Annotated in this window: 4 protein-coding genes; all 4 read left to right on the forward strand. The window is 51.5% G+C overall.

Annotation, left to right across the window (positions count from 1 at the left end; translation table 11 throughout):
* A partial coding sequence (gene tssI / locus IP76_RS11325; protein WP_156318548.1) for a type VI secretion system tip protein TssI/VgrG occupies window positions 1–1,435 on the forward strand: 1,435 nt, incomplete at its 5' end.
* An 11-nt stretch (window positions 1,436–1,446) separates the two neighbouring features.
* Window positions 1,447–2,424, forward strand: coding sequence for a polymorphic toxin type 44 domain-containing protein (locus IP76_RS11330; RefSeq protein ID WP_197278332.1), 978 nt, complete (start codon window positions 1,447–1,449; stop codon window positions 2,422–2,424).
* The gene (locus tag IP76_RS23105; protein ID WP_156318549.1) at window positions 2,421–2,864 is read left to right on the forward strand and encodes a hypothetical protein; all 444 of its coding nucleotides are present in this window, start codon (window positions 2,421–2,423) and stop codon (window positions 2,862–2,864) included. Before IP76_RS11330 ends, IP76_RS23105 begins: the two co-directional genes overlap by 4 nt.
* Window positions 2,865–2,987: 123 nt before the next feature.
* The gene (locus IP76_RS11335; RefSeq protein ID WP_054158335.1) at window positions 2,988–3,284 is read left to right on the forward strand and encodes a PAAR domain-containing protein; all 297 of its coding nucleotides are present in this window, start codon (window positions 2,988–2,990) and stop codon (window positions 3,282–3,284) included.
* The last annotated feature ends 91 nt before the right edge of the window (window positions 3,285–3,375 follow it).

Below are 3,375 nucleotides of genomic sequence, written 5' to 3' on the forward strand. Positions count from 1 at the left end.
TCTGGCGCAAGGCTCCACCGACCGCAACCACATCACCGCCTGGGAGAAGCGCTTCAGCTATGTGCCGGGCAAACGCTCCGGCGCCGACTGGAATTTCGAGACACCCTCCATGGTGCCGGGGACGGAGACGCCGTCGCTCATCCAGATGCCGGATGCAATCAAACGCGAGCTCTACGAATATCCCGCCCGCATCGCCTCTGTCGCAGACGCCGAACGGGCGGAGAAGCTGCGCGTGCAGGCGTCGGAAGCCGATCACGACCGGGTGCATGGAGCGTCGAGCGTGCGCGTGCTCGAAGCCGGCCGGCGGTTTCTGCCTTACGAGGTCGCCCATCCCGATCACCGCTATGACGAGCATGTCATCGTTGCGATCCGCCATGATGTGATCGACCGTTCCTATGAGACGGCAGAAGACCGTCCTGATTATGTGAACACATTCGAGGCGATCCCGTCGCGCGTGCCGCTCACCCCGCATCGTGAGACGAAGCGTCCGAAGATCGAGGGCACGCAGGTGGCGATCGTCGCAGGCCCTCAAGGCGAAGAAATCCATCCGGACCAGTATGGCCGGATAAAAGTCTGGTTTCCCTGGGACCGCAAGGCAAAGAAGGACGGCACCGACACCTGCTGGGTGCGCGTGGCGCAAAACTGGGCAGGCGCAGGCTTTGGCGGCCAGGTGATCCCGCGCATCGGAATGGAAGTGATGGTGGCCTACATCGACGGCGACCCCGACCGACCGCTGGTGACAGGCGTGGTGCCCAACCCGCAGCAGAAGGTGCCATATGACCTGCCGGCGAATAAGACGAAGAGTACTTTTCGGACGCAGACGCACAAGGGGCAGGGGTTTAACGAATTATCTTATGACGATAACTATGGCCTTGAGGAGGTTTATATACGAGCCCAAAAGGATCTGAACGAGAAGGTATTAAACAACAAAACCAGGCTTGTATTGAATAGTGAGTACGAACTAATCGGGAACGATAAATTCTTGAACGTTTATGGAAACTATCAAAAAACTATTTCCGGATCAATTCGAATTCATGTGGGCGATGCGAAGGCAAGTCACTTCGCACCAGTAAATATGCTCATTGATCGAAGCCTAGCGCAGATATCTCACCGACTTCCAGTTGGACTATTTAGCAACGACGAGGAAAGGGACAATTCCTACAGTCTCGATGTTGCCGGTGCCATCAGCATGAATTCGGCTGCCTCATTTACGATGGAATCTATCAACTCATTTTCCGCAACAGCGCAAAAAGAATTGGCGCTATCCGCAGGAAAAAACCTCAATCTTTCCTCCGATACAATTGCGGCCCTACGTGGCGAAATCATCAGCATTCGAGGACGCAATCGTGTTGTACTCGAATGCGGGGAAGCAAAGATTGTTTTGTCGGAAGATGGATCAATAAAGCTTCACGGAACACGTATCGATATAAACTAAGAACAATTCACATGGCAAAATTGTATAAAGTAAAAATAGCAGTTCACGGTCAAGGACCTATTGCACTAGGTCATATTTCGTCATCAGAGCTAGCTTCACTAGCTCAAGGACAAAATGAAAACATCGCCCTCTTGTCGGATACAAGCAATGCACGACTTCAGAAGATTGAGTGCGAGTTAGGAGAGCAAGAATATAACGAGATCATGGCCCACACGCGCGCCCTCTTCTTGTGGTCGATGCCCGCTGCTGAGACCTCTATAAGGGGACCTGGAAAGGACCGCTACTCAGGCCTCTATCAGATCCCGTTAACTTTTCTCCAACCAGGGCCTCCAACTCTGGGCTATGACGGATCTTTAACTACCAAGGGAAACCAAATACGCGTGCGTGAGTCAGCGGTAGTCTGGACTGCTACCAAAATGTCCGAGAACTGCAAGAACCCCATGGTTAAACGTATCAGAGCTGAGCCTTGGGGAAATACCGGACGGGGAAACCCGGAACCGCGCACAAAGGAAGGCACCATGGGAGCGATGGGCCACCCAAATCAGGGCGCAACGGGAGCTGCGCTCGGAGTAGCAACCTCTATTCTTGGATATGACGTAGGCTCTGAGAATGGAGACTGGGACCTAAAGCCCGGACTTGAAAGTGTTTGGGGTGCCAACCACCGTTATGGCAACGAGAACTGGGTACTGTACTATGACGTTTTGTCGAACGTCCATTATGGATATGTTGGAGCTGCGGCGGGAATGCCCCTACATAAACTGGTAGAAATTGCAGGAATAGATCCTACTATTCCATACACAGATTATGGCTTCCCGGGGATCAGCAATAGTGAAGACCCAAAGGATTACTTGCCAACAAAAATAGGTCACGATTTGTTTGCGACATACCCTAACGGGATTTCGAGCCAATCACTGTGGGCCGAATTGAAGCGATACCGGGCCGTTAGGACGCAAGAGCAAAACTGGTCAATAAAGAAGATTTCGATATGATTATATGGAACCCTAAAAATCCGGGAGTGATATACAGAATTCTAATAGGTGGGCTGGCTTCTTTTCACTTAATGATTGCCGCTCCAATTACATTAATGTCTCATGAACAACAAGGATTCTTAGTAAATATTGTTCGAGAAAATATCTTTACATTCATGGCGTTATCCACCCTCGGAATATTTACGCTTTTGTTTTCAAAAAACAACAAAATACAAAAAGCATCATCAATTACAAACATTATTACTTTTATTTTTTTTATGCAAATAATAATAAATTCTGGAATGTTTCACCTTGCATTTGTTCCTAGATTCGTTGACGCTGTCGGAAATCCCGTCAACGGAGAGTTGGTTCGCTTAATAATTTTATATTTTTCTGCATTGATGTATTCTTGGGTAACAATTTTTAGTGTCTGGGCAGTAATTTTCTGGAAAAAACTATAGTTATCATGCTGCGGAAATCAAATATGTAATTCTTCGCAACCGATCAGTCTCGACGAAGCGTCCGCTCCACGGCTGCGCCCGCCATCCGTACACAAAAACTTAGTTGAAATGGATACATGGGAAATGCCTCCAGCTCATCGCCAAGGTGACATCGGCTCCGGCCATGCCTGCCACTTCCCGCCATCACCCGCGACAGGCGGAAGCCCGGATGTCTATGTCAATGGCCGCCCGCTGATGCGCGTCGGCGACAGTTTTGCCGCCCACGCCTGTGAGGTTGGCCATGAAGGTCCGCATGGGCGGGCGCTTGCCGCAGGGTCTGCCACGGCCTTCGTCAATGGCAGGCCAGCCGGCCGCATCGGCGACGCCATCGATTGCGGCGGTGCGGCAGAGACGGGGTCGGAAGACGTAGTCATCGGCTGAGGGCGTCAGCCTCAGCCGAGGGCGAGAGCCGGGTCCGTCTGGCGCAAGGCTCCACCGACCGCAACCACATCACCGCCTGGGAGAAGCGCTT

It is taken from the genome of Rhizobium sp. AAP43 (assembly GCF_001296045.1).
GTDB lineage: Bacteria > Pseudomonadota > Alphaproteobacteria > Rhizobiales > Rhizobiaceae > Allorhizobium.

What these genes read in the sequence shown, in the direction of transcription:
- IP76_RS11330 (WP_197278332.1), top strand. Translation starts at nt 1,447, where the DNA reads ATGGCAAAATTGTATAAAGTAAAAATAGCAGTTCACGGTCAAGGACCT.
- IP76_RS23105 (WP_156318549.1), top strand. Translation starts at nt 2,421, where the DNA reads ATGATTATATGGAACCCTAAAAATCCGGGAGTGATATACAGAATTCTA.
- IP76_RS11335 (WP_054158335.1), top strand. Translation starts at nt 2,988, where the DNA reads ATGCCTCCAGCTCATCGCCAAGGTGACATCGGCTCCGGCCATGCCTGC.